This is a genomic window from Sodalis sp. RH19, from assembly GCF_047324215.1.
In the GTDB taxonomy this organism is placed as follows: Bacteria; Pseudomonadota; Gammaproteobacteria; order Enterobacterales; family Enterobacteriaceae; genus Acerihabitans.
The window spans coordinates 2047746-2059828 of record NZ_CP178734.1; the positions used below are offsets into that span (position 1 = coordinate 2047746).

Sequence of the window (12083 nt, forward strand, 5' to 3'; positions counted from 1 at the left end):
GCATTGCGCGCCGCGGCCGGCCAAGCCGGCGTTTGGCGCGGGCGCCTGGACGGGCTTATTTGGTGCCGGAGTTGCGCTTGCTGCTTTGGCCGCCGCGCCGGGTAGGCGTGACCGTGCTGTGGCGTTTCACCGCCCGGCGGATTTGGTTGGCCTTCATACGGCGGCGCTCTTTCTCCACCGGCACTTTGGTGACGGTTTCCGGCGCCAGTTCCACCAGTTCGCGCAGATAGTTGATTTCACCCAGCGGCAGTTCAGTCCAGCCGCCGCGCGGCAAGCCTTTGGGCAGGGGAATGGCGCCGTAGCGGGTGCGAATCAGCCGGCTGACCTGCACGCCCACCGCTTCCCATAAACGCCGCACTTCGCGGTTGCGCCCTTCGGTCAGGGTCACGTTGTACCACTGGTTCAGCCCTTCCCCGCCCTGGAAGCTCAGGGTACGGAACGCGCCCGTGCCGTCTTCCAGGGTGACGCCTTTGGTCAGCAGCCGCAGTTTTTCGTCGTCCACCTGGCCGAAGACCCGTACCGCGTATTCGCGCTCCACTTCCCGGCTCGGGTGCATCAGGCGATTGGCCAGCTCCCCGTCGGTGGTGAATAACAGCAGGCCGGAAGTATTGATATCCAGACGCCCAACCGCTATCCAGCGCGAGCCGTTGAGTTTAGGCAAACGGTCGAATACCGTCGGCCGGCCGTCGGGATCCCGCCGGGTGCAAAGTTCGCCTTCGGGTTTGTAATAGGCCAGAATCCGGCACACCGCCTCTTCTGACGCGGTGATGGAAACCACCCGGCCATCGACGCGGATTTTCATGGAACTCACGGCGTCGACCCGATCGCCCAGCGTGGCAATTTTGCCGTCAACGCTGACGCGGCCTTGTTCAATCAGGGATTCAACTTCACGGCGGGAACCATGCCCGGCGCGGGCCAGGACTTTTTGCAGCTTTTCGCTCATTGAGCAACCTCGGCTGTCGCCTTCACAGGCGTCGTGTGGGAAAAATATATCGTTAAAAATCAAGTAGTTGCTGATTTCTGTAGGGCTCATTTTACAGTATGTGTGACAACCCTGCAATCACTGATTGGTATTTAATGTGGTACAGCAGTGATTATTTAATGACCTATCATTTTCTCTATGAATTTTGAACATAAAAAAGCCGGGTGATTAGCCCGGCTTCATGGGTACTTTACTACTTCGTAAGCCCAACGATATGAACTGTAGAGATACTCTCCCCCGTCTTCACGATCTGTCAGTTTTGCTCGTATTTTAAACTTTGTGCCTACCGGGTGCAGCTTGGTGTCTGATAACTGTTTGCTGCATTCTACCTGTAAGGAAGGCGGATAGTTTGATTGACCAGAAACGGGACGGATATGAATTTTGCCATGTTTACCCGATTTCTTATTAGGGATGAAACTTTCAACAACGACATAGCAATAGGGTTCTTCAGGTTTAGCCATAGAAATGCCTCAAAAAAGCGCCCTGAGGCGCTTCAGTTTGATTACTTTCCAGATTTTTTTTAGGAACTTTTATAGTTTCCGTCACGGTGGTTTTAGGCCTTCTTGTTGCTTCGCTCGGCTTCACAAACTCACCCGTACCTGCATCTCTTACAACTTTACGTGTTGGCATATCATTTCTCCAATCTTGCAAATTGATTAAGGTTCTACAGTTCAACTATCGATTGAATATTAACCAATACCACATTACCTGTCAATGCATACAGCACACATTTAGTATTAATAATTTTTATTATCACCATATGTTGCGCTTCGCCTGTTGTTTTCCAATTTCAAGACAACAAAAAAGCCGGGGGATTAGCCCGGCTTTGATTATCGCTTGTGTGATTGTGCTCGAAGTACAGCCAAGTACAATCCATACTTTTTCACATCCGCATGGAAGCTGCTTTTTGCTACACCGAAATGGTCAGCCAGCGCTGAAATATTCACAGCGTCCAGCGGCAACGATATGCTTTGGCCCATGTTCATCAACGTCAAAACCATACTGCCTCCTGCATCATTATTAGGCTGCGGTGTTGGTGATTTTAGTCACGAAATCGGGACGGGTGTTCAGGGCCAGAATGCCAGCCTCTGCATATACCTCCACGGAAGCCATGCGAGCAACGGCCCACTGAAAAATCTGCTGTGGTGCAAGTGAGGCGGCATAGGCAATGTTGCGGCTACACGGGCCATAAACGTACCTGTAGGGGTTCGCTTCGTTTTTCTGGCTGAAGGTGGGGAACATGTATGCATCCCCATCTGCAATGCCATGAGAGGCCAGAGACAGATCTTCAACGTAGGTCACGCCATCCACAGAGAACCGGCGATAGGCTGGCAGGTTTGATGGAAAGGCCACATCACGATCCACAAGACTGTACTGCGCCATATTAAGAACAAACGTGCTATTTTTCAGCGCTTTAAAAAAGCTTGGAGAGCAAACGACCATAAACCCAGTGACGGCTTTCAATGAGCCTGCAATCTGTTCCCGCGCATCGCCCACGATATCGCTCATAGCGCTAACAGGGTTAACAGTACTCGATGAGAGGTCTACCGTTGCCGTCTGTTGTGTAAAGCCGAACTCCGCAGCAAGATCAACCAACACGATAGCATTCTCACCAATAACCTGATTGTGAAATAAAGAACTACCAAAGCTTTTTTCTTTCGTCTCGTTAACGGCTTGAGCCTGTCGGAATTGTTCATTAGCGATAGCTGTACTTAGCAAATCTTCCGCTTCAGTCCCAAATGCCCGACGACTTTGAAAACTCTGAGCTGTTACGCTACCCACTACAGGAAATGTAGGGATGGGCAAATAATGCGTCGAAAATTTATCACGCTTAACATTATTCCATGCAGCACCATAACGGGCCAGAGCATCCAGTGCGCCGGGGGTTGTATTCATCAAAGTGTCAAATGCAACGGATGTGGAGGTTTCAGGGATGGGGTTAAATAGACCACTATTGATCAGCAAATTATTTTCAAAGTCGTAACCTTCATAACTTGTGCCAAGATCGATCACTTCATTGTCTTTAAGATTTAACATATATTATTTCCTTTTTATTTATTATTTTCGTTATTAAAGGACACGGATATTTTTAGTATCAAAATAGGTCATGGCTGCGGTGACAGCGGCGGTGTTAGTTGCGTGAAGCATCTGATAACGTACAATGCAATCACGGTCAACGGTCGTGACTGTCTTATTAGCGCCTGCTTCTTGTGGGATGGCAACCAGCAAAAAGGCTGTATCCGTTGATGTGGATAAACCCGAGCCATTAACCTTGATAATATCTCCAACATTCACGTCAATCGCCAAATTGGCAATAACAACATCACGGCGGGAGAACGTCATATCTTCACAGAGGACGATCAGGTCATCTTGATCTAATGGTTGAGTATATAGAGCCATAATTTATTTCCTTTTGTTTTAATTTTTTGGACAATCGTCCAATATTTATTTTGGATAAAAAAATAGGGCCACTGGCCCTAAGGGAGCATAAAATATTTGATGATATTCAATGTTTCTTATGGTCTCTTGAATAAGAAAATATAAGAAACATCCCTCTTTCGAGGGAATGTTAAGACAATAAGCTAACAAAGGCTGCATCTGCTGAAGGAGTTGACCTTAAGATGAGGATATTATCTTTTTAGTTGCTGTGTTCTGGGAGAGAGTCCAGAATAACCAGCTATTTTGACAAAGGCTATTGTCAATGGATTTTGATTTGTAGAATCAAAACGGGAGTTAATAACATAGAACAGCGACCAAGCATAAACCATATTATTATTCCCTTAGGGCTATTTTACCATAAATATCATAATTAATAAAGAATTATTAGGACAATTGTCTATAAATAAAAGATGGCAGCATATTATTCCTGATCTGTTGATAATAAATTTATCAGTTGATCGTTATAATCGTCCAATCTAGCATCTATAACACGAGAAAATTCAGAATCGTGAACGCTAATGCTAACCTTCAAGGGATCCTGTTGAATTTTTATAGGCATTTGGGCTTGAGTCGTCATATTATTTGGCTGATATTGCGTAGCTTGTCCAAGACTGGGCAGCATAGGTATCTCATTAGGGGTGAACAGTGAAGAGAAATCAAATTTGCCCGCACCGGGTTCGTTTAAATAAGCGCTCATCCTTGGTCCTTTAGCTATCCCATCTAATTTGCCCTGTGCAGATCGACCGGGGTCTAACATGCCAATGCTGAATATCTTGCCAAGAGTTTGCCATAGTCCAGCACCACCACCTCCGCCTGCTGCTGCTGCACCCTTTCCTGCTGTCCCTGCTGCTTCGCTAATGCCTGCCTTGCCAGCAGCGATAGCACCCAACTCACCAAAACCCGCTATAGTCCTCATGCCCTTAAGAACAGTCCCTATAATTCCACTTAGCCTTGTGAATGAGCTAATAAGCAGACCTATCGAGCCTAACGCAACACTCATATCAAAAGCCGTGCTTAGGTCTGTATGCCATTTCTGGGAAAAATGGTTAATAATTGCATTGCTGAGGATGAAAAAATCACTGACCCCATTAAACATATCATTGGCAAAACCAATAATCCCAGAAAAGAATTTCCCTATTCCAGAAAACAAAGCGCTATTATTATTTAAATTATCAGACAGATCATTAAATAATTTGGTTAAAGCATCACCAAATCCCGCGCTAAATATTTGCTGTTGAGAGGTCGCCCACGCTGTAGATAAACGTCTCAATGCCGTGCCATTACCTGAAAGCATCTTATTCAATGCACCACCCGCCAATGCCGCGTTATGCATCTCCTCAGCCAAAAAGGGCATAATGTCGGCGGCCTTTAATGCCCCTTTTTGCATTTCAGCAAATAAATCTTTTTCTGTTAATTTTGAGTTTTTACGAAGTTTCTGCAATGCTGAAACAAACAAACCAACGCCACCGGGCAAAGCCTCGGCAAATTGCCCTCTTCTTAATGTTCAATGAGTTACGCAACAACTCACCCGGATATTAAATCCAGCTGCAAGTTTCCATGCAGAACAGGTCATATCTTCATCTTCCTTAAAAAGGTTAAGATGCCCCCCATTTCGGACCGCTTGGCCCTACTCTACTAAGTTCAGCACTAAGCTGCTTTTCGATGATCGTTGAACGCGCCCAATTTAATTAGGCTTCGCTGCTGATTGTCCAATTCCCACACTTTTCAAGCATTCACACTTATCTTTTCAGATTATGTTGTAGCAGTGGGACTATAAGGAGTTTCCAGCAATTAAAGGGGTTATTTGTTCTATTTATTTCTAAATAGTGAGCCAATTCACAGGCATTAGCTCTTCTGATTGGACGTTTGACTTGCTAAGCATCTGATTTAACGCAAGTAATGCCCGTCCTGATTCGTCCGCATTAGCACCGACAGCCGTAGCATATTCACTCATCGAGGAAAAAACCGAGTGTATTTGTCCCAGATCTAATTTGCCTCGCGCTGCAATTGCAAAACGAACGTACTCTTTTCCGGCGCTATTTAGATCAAGGCCAAGGCGCTGAGCTTCTGTTCTAACATATGCCATTTCCTCTTGTGCTTTTTGACTGCTCCCTGCGACCATTTGCATAGCCGCCGAAAGATTTTCGATATTCTGGCCTTGAGTGGTGATACTACGTCCCGTCGCAAAGGCGCTATACGCTATCCCTGCAATTCCCAAGACATGACCTAGCCCGCTAACTTCAGCTTTCAGGCCAGCAGCAGCAGGACGCGCTCTGCGTAATTCTGCGCCTAACGCTGCAACTCCAGCACGATAATGGCTGACAGATACAGCGCCAGTTGCTAATTGTGCATTCAACGAATTTATGCCAGTCAAATGAGGTTTAACAGAGGAGATTTTATTCATCTGGGACTGATAATCTAAACCATGCCGAGACTGATTTTGTATGTGAGTTGTCCCTATAACATCCTTAGCACGGAGTTGTCTGCGGTATCCCTGATTAACAGCTTTGGCTTGAGCTTTATCAATCCTGGCTTGCGCTGATTCGACCTTTTTGGCAGTTGCATCTGCACTTGCTGATATTTTAGAATTGACAGATCTGATTCTATTAAATTGTTTATCGATCCCCCCGGTCCCTGATAATCCCTTCCCTGCTACTTTTTTATTGATAGCTTCCCAAGCCGCACCTATACTTTTTATCTTTTTTAATGTGTTTTGATAGGAAGAGGCTGAAACCTCAAACACCACTTGGTTAATAGTCTTATTAACAATTTTATTAGTCATTATTCCCCATTTTTAATTTTAATAATTTGATATTCATTTTCAGGTATTCCAATCAAACTGGTAACCTCAAGGCATAAAGATTCTCCGGGGATATTTACCTTCAAACCGTTATCCAGAATTGTGTAACAGTTAGCCTCAAATGTTCGCCAACTTTTTATTATATTGACTGAATTAATAGGGAAAATGTCTGCTTTCATCAGTATTACAAAAGATAGTTTACGGGATGAATTTTGTTTCATAAGAAGGCTTGCATTTCTTTTATTGGCAGCGCCGTTCTGGTACTCCATATGAGTAATAGCAATGCCCTTTTCCTTTATTTTATTATTTCGATTACCCAGATCATTATCATGACTATTAGTAGAATTTGAATCATTTCGACCTTGTATTTGATTTAAGATTATAGTTTTTGCTTCACTTATTTTATTTTCACTCATTTAATTTCCTATTTTATATTCTTATCTGAAGTTATTCATCAGTGATATTAACCCCACCATCCTTAAACCTCCTGAACGGCATCCTAAGGGCTCTAAATTGAATAGCAATACCACAGTGGCGGGTTGCTTGTTTAAATCGCTTAGAATGGCTGCCCTGAAGGAAAAGCATCATTAGTCCAGTGAAGATAAATCACTCAGGTCTAATTCGTTATTTTTTATGAGAAACAATAAATCCTCTATTAAATAATTAACACCTGTCCTGGTGGCGTCATAATTATACTTCCTGCACAATTGTATTAATTTCATAAAAGTTTTTTCATCAGTCCATGTCAGTATTGCATAGGAGTCAGGCGTCCCCTCGGCAAGGCGTTTGCTTGTTTCTTGTGAGACTGCAATATTTAGGCTGTGGTGACGTTTTTTATTATGGTCCTCTGGTTTGTAGTACCAATCATCTGACTTCTTTTTCATCCTCTCTCCTATTCTGAGGTCTTATTGGGAATGGATCATCATCATCTTCAAAAAGGTATTCCATAGAATTCCATGCATGTATTGTAGCCTGTTCAGGCCGCACAGGAGGCTCCATAACGGGAGTAACAGGTATAGGCGTAGGATTGCATTGCTTAATAGCGTCAACCTCACTACAGCCCGATTTCGGGCCTTCTATTTGATCAAGAGATGGCATGTCATTTAAATGTTGAGTAATTTCTTTAACTGATGTTTTGGCATCAAGTCCAATAGAATTGATTAGTTTATATTTATCTTCTATCTCATCAAGAGACAAAAAGGAATGATATGCATTAGATTGATTAGTTCCCGTTCTACGTGTGTAGATCTTTAATAGCCCCAATTGATTCAATAATTTAATAGCATCCCTAACTTTTCTCTCAGATACCCCACAACATACAGCGATAACATTCTGATTCTCATAATAAGACTGGTTCTGAGATTTAAAATAATCGTATCGTTGTCGCATGTAGCTAAAGATGTTTTTAGTTGATAAATCTATTTTAATCTTTTCCCCTGTCACCTTATCTATAAGATTGACAGTCGCAGTCCACGCAAATTCAATGTTATTGTAGGTGTAAATATCACTCTTTATTTGCCTTTTCTTATTTGTTTTTATTTCCACTATTTTCCCCATAGGTAGAGACTGTTGAGACTGTTGCTACGTGATTTTCTAAAAGCAAATGAACTAATTTTGGCAAAGATAATCCATTTTTTTGTGCTTCTAATAATAATGTATGATAAATATCAGATCTCAGGTTAATTTTCATTTATATTCCTCATTTTGATTTAGAAGGGGCAATCAGGAATATTGCCGAGGATTATAGGGCCATACTGATCGAAATTATCAGGCCGACGATGGGGGGCAAAGCTAATGGGGCCATCATCTTCAACCACTACCTCTGGAACTGGGACTTTTAGGACAACCAATTTATACTCATCATTCCCATATTTATCCTGTCCATCTACCTCCACCAATTTATGATCAATTAAATGACTCATTCTAACTTTTAATTCTTTATTATTGATAGAGAAATCTCGTTTGATCCTGCTATTAAATGGAAACCCTTTATTTTCATTAACATGATTTACAAGATATTCATAAAATGACTTTTCTTCTTGGTTCATATTTTTATTATCCAATTGTTCATTATTCATTGTTATTACTCCCCACATCATTAAAACCCAACATCCCCGCTTTCTGCAATGATTGTAGCCCTTCCCCAAGACACATATTAACAAGGTCATCATATGTCAATATTGCACCGTTTTGATTGCTCTGTATTAACATCTCGTTCAGAACGCAATATAGATCCTCATTAAAATTTATTTCTCTAATTGCCATACTTATTTCCTCTCATTTAATTTTGACTCAATACTTTCAGTTAATAATATATTTAAAACGTCTTTTCTTGTGTAAAGCCGCCCGCTATTGTGTGTCCACATTCTCGCAATAACATCAACCTTTTCAATTAGAATCGATTCAAATGTAAAACTATATGGGATATTATTCAAATGGTCTCCTGTTTTGCTTCTGCATTATTATTATTGTCTCTCCATTCACGATAGCGAATTAATGCCTCTGTAATCATCAGTCGGCGGGCGGGATGGCAATTTGGATGTGATCTTTGTGCCATAAGTCGTGGTGTGTTTGTTTCTTTATTGATAAGACCTTTCAGATAATCTTCAACATTTACGTATTTCAAATTGACTCCTTATTTATATAAATAAAAACCCCACACGGCTTGATTATTCAAGGTGCGGACAGGTTAGATATAGTGGATAAACTTGTAGTTGTGGGATGCTTATCTAACTACTTAGAGTAATTTTATCATGCAATACATAAATTAACAATTATTATTTTACATAAATTTTTACATAGCTACTATACCATAAAAACAACCGCATTGGCTATCCTTAATTGTTCGCAGCACTGATAGCTGAAATATAGAATAATTCATATAAAATCTCCTGAAAGGCTCCCTATTCAATTCTTGTGCTATAGGCATAGGATTGCACTGCCATTAAATATAAACCTCTCTACGGCCCGACTATAGGGATTATAATTAATCTAGCCCCTTCATAGCAACTCTCTGTGCGAAACCCAAACCCTAACCCCAAAAATCTTTGCACAGTTAAAAAGGGGACAATTTATCTATAGAAAGCTTATGTTTTTTTGTCACCTTTTAAACTGATTTTGGGGATAGGTTGGGTAGATTGGAATTATAAACACGAACAGATTGCATAGTTAATAATGGATTAAGGTATCCCTTCCCTTAAGACATTATGCTATGTAATCGTCTTGAGTGTTAGTTGTATGGTTAGTTTCAACTGACCATAGAACGTTACACATAGGGCTGTTAGTGCGTTCGAATGACTATGAGAGCACTAACTCAATTAATTGGTCGAGTTGAGGATAACGAATCGACCAATATCATTTAGGCTGCGATAGCAGAAACATCAAGGGAGCCTTCAAACATCAAAACAATAATAACAATAAAGATTTAATATCTTTTATCCCTTAGGGTTTCCTTTTATCTCTTTAGGGACATGCAAGATTTTCAATCATTGCACTGCACTCTATGGCGTGGTGTCCGCAGCCTGAAAGGCAAGAGCCATATAAACCAAGGGAGCCTTTAGGGATTAGATCCCTCCGTAGACCTCCCTTAGGTCAAGGTCAAGGGATCTTAGGTCCCTTTCTTTTTTTTCTCTTTATTCTCTCTTTATCTATGAGGCAAATAATGTATGTGGTAGAGGCAGAATTTGCCGGTACTTTTGACATTTTTTGCCGGTACTTTTCCGACAAGCAGGACACCCATATAGGACACTTAACATGCTTTTATGTGAGTATGAGTTAAGAAAGCACCGGCAGAATTTGCCGGTGCTATTGTGTATTAGGAGTGGATGGAGTAACTTTACAGACAAAATTTATAAATAATTACAATAATTTTAACTATTGCCCGGCACCTTTTAAAGAAAATTTCCTGTTTATTTATACTCAACTTTAAAAAGGTATGCCTCCAGTGTATTATTCTCAACCTTCATGGTTAATTCTAAATTTGACAAATTTTCAAGCCCTGTAATATCCACTACCATATATGATTTCTGATCTCCTATCGAACCATTATAAGAATACTTGGCACATTGTCTTCTAACATCTGATTTCATAAATGCAATCTCTGCATCTCTTGCATTTTTGACATTCACTTCAGTGACACAACCCAACCCATCAGGAGTAATTATTTTATAAACTGGCATATTAAGACCTTATTTCTGTTATGTCGAATTTTTAACGCTATCTGAGTATTAATTATTATCCATTATCTTATTAATCCCTATGTGATACTGATCGCATATTGCAACAGTATAAATTTATTATTTTAGTAGATGTAGATCTGATGATTCATTTTAAAGCTAAGCATAAATCTCTATCTTCTCCTATTTTCTTCGAAAAGCCCCTAAAATCGTCTAATTGATGCTAATTGAATCCATCATGTTATAGTTAGATTCAATGTAGTAACTAACGTTATCATCTTATAAATCCACGTTATTACCCCTCGAATCCCTGTCATAAAACTTAGATAACACAATGTAATTATGTTATCTAACTATTTATAGATGATGTAACTCATTGATATGCATAGCACGAAGCCACGTATACCAAGGGCTGTAGAGGGACGGGCCAGTTTGAATTAATTTATGCATGAGTTATTCATGATTTATGCAAGAATGGTTCAAAGAAATATCGTTAGATATTTTATAATCACAGGATGCAACTATTTTGGGGTCATAGGGGTTGATTAGCACTTCAGACATTGTGCAAAACCTCTTAAAATAAATGCCTTTTAATGGCCTATAATGGCCCTACAAGGGCATTCTTAATGATTAGTAATGCAATGATATACCTACATTAATAGGGCTTAATGGGGGGCTGTTTAGGGACCATGCTACGGGGGCGGGGGTTAGGGTGAATGAAGTAATGATATTTCTATGAATTAAATGGAATAAAAAAATTAATTACTTCCATTCTTTTTAAACACTTGTCTAATTTAACATATTATTAACATTGTAACTTATTGATATATATAGTTAATATTTGATATAGACGATTGTATTAGCATAATATGCTGCTTTAATTAATTAAACAATTCATTATGCTATTGTAAGTTACTGATACTATTAAGTTTATTTTAGCATTTAAATGATTTAATTCATTTTTAATCAAATTATACCCCTCCCTCTGAGACTCAAAATATACCCCTTAGACACTTGTCTTATGCACTTTTTTAGATTACACTTTATTTTTAATGTTACCTAAATAAGGAGAACAAGAGCATGAATACTGTTGATGCTATACCAGCTGCGGATATCCCCGTCATCAAGAAAGCGTTGATAAACCAGAATAAAACTGATGTTTACCATGACATATTTGCATTGGATTTGAACTTCGCCCTGCGCATTTCCGACCTGCTGGCCCTGAGGTTTGATGATGTGATAGGGAAAAATGTTTTCTCTGTCCCTGAAGGCAAAACGGGCAAGGTGCGCCAGATTCAGGTTAACGATGTCGCCAAAGATATTATTAATCGACGCCGCTCCCTTTATCCTGATGACATATACCTATTCCAGAGCCATAGCAACCGCTGTAAGGCCATCCCTGCCCCTGTCCGTAGGGAGAGTGTTGCCGCAGCTTTTAAACGCGCTGGTGAGGCTGCGGGAAATGACTATACAGTCTCAACGCATAGCTGCCGAAAGACTCGAGGGAAGGTGTTATACGATGCAGGGGTCGATATCGCACGGATTAGCCAGATGCTCAACCACAGCTCAATTGAAGTGACTATGCGGTATATCGGGATCAGGAAATCCGAGATTATGGCCACATATGATGATTATCAGTTATAAGTGGATGGGCAGACAGCAGGCTTGCCCATATGGAAATTGCGGT

General features: G+C 40.9%; 17 protein-coding genes. 1 reads left to right on the forward strand and 16 read right to left on the reverse strand.

Going from position 1 to position 12083, the window contains the following annotated elements:
* Window positions 1–55: 55 nt before the first annotated feature.
* The 16 genes from rluB to ACL2XF_RS09220 all read right to left on the reverse strand — a co-directional run bounded on the left by rluB (window position 56) and on the right by ACL2XF_RS09220 (window position 10399).
* On the reverse strand, window positions 56–943 hold the full coding sequence (gene rluB, locus ACL2XF_RS09145; RefSeq protein WP_410015225.1) for a 23S rRNA pseudouridine(2605) synthase RluB: 888 nt from the start codon (window positions 941–943) through the stop codon (window positions 56–58).
* A gap of 218 nt (window positions 944–1161) precedes the next feature.
* Entirely contained in the window at window positions 1162–1443 is a 282-nt protein-coding gene (locus ACL2XF_RS09150) for a hypothetical protein (protein WP_413728471.1), read from the reverse strand.
* On the reverse strand, window positions 1436–1612 hold the full coding sequence (locus ACL2XF_RS09155) for a hypothetical protein (RefSeq protein WP_413728472.1): 177 nt from the start codon (window positions 1610–1612) through the stop codon (window positions 1436–1438). Before ACL2XF_RS09155 ends, ACL2XF_RS09150 begins: the two co-directional genes overlap by 8 nt.
* 200 nt (window positions 1613–1812) lie before the next feature.
* Window positions 1813–1983: a hypothetical protein gene (locus ACL2XF_RS09160; RefSeq protein WP_413728473.1), complete on the reverse strand. Its 171-nt coding sequence runs from the start codon at window positions 1981–1983 to the stop codon at window positions 1813–1815.
* A gap of 19 nt (window positions 1984–2002) precedes the next feature.
* A complete protein-coding gene (locus tag ACL2XF_RS09165; protein ID WP_413728474.1) occupies window positions 2003–3019 on the reverse strand; it encodes a major capsid protein in 1017 nt (338 codons plus the stop codon).
* Between the two features lie 33 nt (window positions 3020–3052).
* Window positions 3053–3382, reverse strand: coding sequence for an AidA/PixA family protein (locus ACL2XF_RS09170; RefSeq protein WP_413728475.1), 330 nt, complete (start codon window positions 3380–3382; stop codon window positions 3053–3055).
* A gap of 460 nt (window positions 3383–3842) precedes the next feature.
* The gene (locus tag ACL2XF_RS09175; protein WP_413728476.1) at window positions 3843–4877 is read right to left on the reverse strand and encodes a hypothetical protein; all 1035 of its coding nucleotides are present in this window, start codon (window positions 4875–4877) and stop codon (window positions 3843–3845) included.
* Window positions 4878–5240: 363 nt separating this feature from the next.
* The gene (locus ACL2XF_RS09180; RefSeq protein WP_413728477.1) at window positions 5241–6203 is read right to left on the reverse strand and encodes a tape measure protein; all 963 of its coding nucleotides are present in this window, start codon (window positions 6201–6203) and stop codon (window positions 5241–5243) included.
* Window positions 6203–6637: a hypothetical protein gene (locus ACL2XF_RS09185; RefSeq protein ID WP_413728478.1), complete on the reverse strand. Its 435-nt coding sequence runs from the start codon at window positions 6635–6637 to the stop codon at window positions 6203–6205. The genes ACL2XF_RS09180 and ACL2XF_RS09185 overlap by 1 nt, the downstream gene beginning before the upstream one ends.
* A 171-nt stretch (window positions 6638–6808) precedes the next feature.
* Complete coding sequence (locus ACL2XF_RS09190; RefSeq protein ID WP_413728479.1) at window positions 6809–7105, reverse strand: hypothetical protein; 297 nt, start codon at window positions 7103–7105, stop codon at window positions 6809–6811.
* On the reverse strand, window positions 7086–7766 hold the full coding sequence (locus ACL2XF_RS09195; protein WP_413728480.1) for a DUF6945 domain-containing protein: 681 nt from the start codon (window positions 7764–7766) through the stop codon (window positions 7086–7088). Before ACL2XF_RS09195 ends, ACL2XF_RS09190 begins: the two co-directional genes overlap by 20 nt.
* On the reverse strand, window positions 7747–7911 hold the full coding sequence (locus tag ACL2XF_RS09200) for a hypothetical protein (RefSeq protein WP_413728481.1): 165 nt from the start codon (window positions 7909–7911) through the stop codon (window positions 7747–7749). The genes ACL2XF_RS09195 and ACL2XF_RS09200 overlap by 20 nt, the downstream gene beginning before the upstream one ends.
* Window positions 7912–7930: 19 nt before the next feature.
* The gene (locus ACL2XF_RS09205; protein WP_413728482.1) at window positions 7931–8299 is read right to left on the reverse strand and encodes a hypothetical protein; all 369 of its coding nucleotides are present in this window, start codon (window positions 8297–8299) and stop codon (window positions 7931–7933) included.
* A complete protein-coding gene (locus ACL2XF_RS09210; protein WP_413728483.1) occupies window positions 8292–8486 on the reverse strand; it encodes a hypothetical protein in 195 nt (64 codons plus the stop codon). The genes ACL2XF_RS09205 and ACL2XF_RS09210 overlap by 8 nt, the downstream gene beginning before the upstream one ends.
* Window positions 8487–8652: 166 nt before the next feature.
* Window positions 8653–8847: a hypothetical protein gene (locus tag ACL2XF_RS09215; RefSeq protein WP_413728484.1), complete on the reverse strand. Its 195-nt coding sequence runs from the start codon at window positions 8845–8847 to the stop codon at window positions 8653–8655.
* Window positions 8848–10129: 1282 nt separating this feature from the next.
* Window positions 10130–10399: a hypothetical protein gene (locus tag ACL2XF_RS09220; RefSeq protein ID WP_413728485.1), complete on the reverse strand. Its 270-nt coding sequence runs from the start codon at window positions 10397–10399 to the stop codon at window positions 10130–10132.
* Between the two features lie 1077 nt (window positions 10400–11476).
* On the opposite strand from ACL2XF_RS09220, the gene ACL2XF_RS09225 reads away from it, so the two are divergent.
* Entirely contained in the window at window positions 11477–12040 is a 564-nt protein-coding gene (locus ACL2XF_RS09225; protein WP_413728486.1) for a tyrosine-type recombinase/integrase, read from the forward strand.
* The last annotated feature ends 43 nt before the right edge of the window (window positions 12041–12083 follow it).

Excerpts from the sequence above, each read along its gene's own strand:
- rluB (WP_410015225.1), bottom strand. The coding sequence starts at position 943 with ATGAGCGAAAAGCTGCAAAAAGTCCTGGCCCGCGCCGGGCATGGTTCC.
- ACL2XF_RS09210 (WP_413728483.1), bottom strand. The coding sequence starts at position 8,486 with ATGGCAATTAGAGAAATAAATTTTAATGAGGATCTATATTGCGTTCTG.
- ACL2XF_RS09220 (WP_413728485.1), bottom strand. The coding sequence starts at position 10,399 with ATGCCAGTTTATAAAATAATTACTCCTGATGGGTTGGGTTGTGTCACT.
- ACL2XF_RS09185 (WP_413728478.1), bottom strand. The coding sequence starts at position 6,637 with ATGAGTGAAAATAAAATAAGTGAAGCAAAAACTATAATCTTAAATCAA.
- ACL2XF_RS09180 (WP_413728477.1), bottom strand. The coding sequence starts at position 6,203 with ATGACTAATAAAATTGTTAATAAGACTATTAACCAAGTGGTGTTTGAG.
- ACL2XF_RS09205 (WP_413728482.1), bottom strand. The coding sequence starts at position 8,299 with ATGAATAATGAACAATTGGATAATAAAAATATGAACCAAGAAGAAAAG.
- ACL2XF_RS09200 (WP_413728481.1), bottom strand. The coding sequence starts at position 7,911 with ATGAAAATTAACCTGAGATCTGATATTTATCATACATTATTATTAGAA.
- ACL2XF_RS09170 (WP_413728475.1), bottom strand. The coding sequence starts at position 3,382 with ATGGCTCTATATACTCAACCATTAGATCAAGATGACCTGATCGTCCTC.
- ACL2XF_RS09190 (WP_413728479.1), bottom strand. The coding sequence starts at position 7,105 with ATGAAAAAGAAGTCAGATGATTGGTACTACAAACCAGAGGACCATAAT.
- ACL2XF_RS09165 (WP_413728474.1), bottom strand. The coding sequence starts at position 3,019 with ATGTTAAATCTTAAAGACAATGAAGTGATCGATCTTGGCACAAGTTAT.
- ACL2XF_RS09155 (WP_413728472.1), bottom strand. The coding sequence starts at position 1,612 with ATGCCAACACGTAAAGTTGTAAGAGATGCAGGTACGGGTGAGTTTGTG.
- ACL2XF_RS09150 (WP_413728471.1), bottom strand. The coding sequence starts at position 1,443 with ATGGCTAAACCTGAAGAACCCTATTGCTATGTCGTTGTTGAAAGTTTC.
- ACL2XF_RS09160 (WP_413728473.1), bottom strand. The coding sequence starts at position 1,983 with ATGGTTTTGACGTTGATGAACATGGGCCAAAGCATATCGTTGCCGCTG.
- ACL2XF_RS09225 (WP_413728486.1), top strand. The coding sequence starts at position 11,477 with ATGAATACTGTTGATGCTATACCAGCTGCGGATATCCCCGTCATCAAG.